This is a genomic window from Roseisolibacter sp. H3M3-2, assembly GCF_029211165.1.
In the GTDB taxonomy this organism is placed as follows: domain Bacteria; phylum Gemmatimonadota; class Gemmatimonadetes; order Gemmatimonadales; family Gemmatimonadaceae; genus Roseisolibacter.
On the sequence record NZ_JARGEK010000738.1, the window covers coordinates 1 to 814 of the forward strand.

General features: G+C 69.8%; 1 protein-coding gene and 1 pseudogene. Both read right to left on the reverse strand.

All coding sequences use genetic code 11. From position 1 onward, the window contains the following. Positions 1-436: hypothetical protein (locus PYV61_RS26095; protein ID WP_275836812.1), on the reverse strand; the 436-nt coding region annotated here is incomplete at its 3' end. A 4-nt stretch (positions 437-440) separates the two neighbouring features. Then, positions 441-814: pseudogene (locus PYV61_RS26100) on the reverse strand (hypothetical protein); the annotation flags it as partial.

The following is an 814-nucleotide window of genomic DNA, read 5'->3' on the forward strand; positions in this document are numbered from 1 at the left end:
CGACCGGGCTTGCATAGACATAGTCGCTAAGCGCGACCGTGGCGCCGTCGGGCAGCAAATGCGTGTTTGCCGCGCCCGTATAGGGCTGGCGCACCCGCCGGGTGACGATAACCGTGTCGCTGGAGCTGCTCGCATTGCCGCTGCTGTCGAAGCCCTGCCGCACGCGCGGGAGCGCGATCGGCGCGTTGTCCGGGTCAAACTCGCTACCGACGGTCGAATAGGCGAACGACGTCTGCAGCGCCGCGGCGCCCGCGCGCCACTGTCCGGTCCAGCCGCGCGTGTCGATCGAACCTACGACAGGCAGGGCGGCAGCGGTCGGGGCCGAGCGGAGCGAGTCCCGAACGATGCTGAGCTTGTTCGGGACCAGGCGCGCAGCTTCAGCGGGCGCGAGCAGCAGCTGCGCGAGCAGCAGCAGGACAGCGGTCGATCGGCGCATCAGCCTACCACTCCCGCGCGAAGACGGGCGTGGAGGCGCCGGAGCAGATCACGCTGAGTGCGCCGACCGTCACCCAACCCGGCGGCGTCTCGTAATAGGACCCGGCCGCAAGCATCAGGCTGTTCTGATCGGCCGTCGCTGTGCCGATCGTGCTCAGATAGCAGGTGGCGCTCGCGGATTGGTTCTGGATCGAGAAGCCGGCGCGGTTGCCGTTCGGCGCCATGATCGTGGCCGCCGTCGTGCCCACGAGCGCGCTGCGGTCCACCGGCAGCATGCGGTTCTGGGCCGAGGCCGGCGCGCCGGCGAGGGCGAGCGCGGCGAGCGCCAGCGCGGCCCGTTGAAGCAGGGTCATCTTGTCGTCCTCAATGAAGTGCAGCC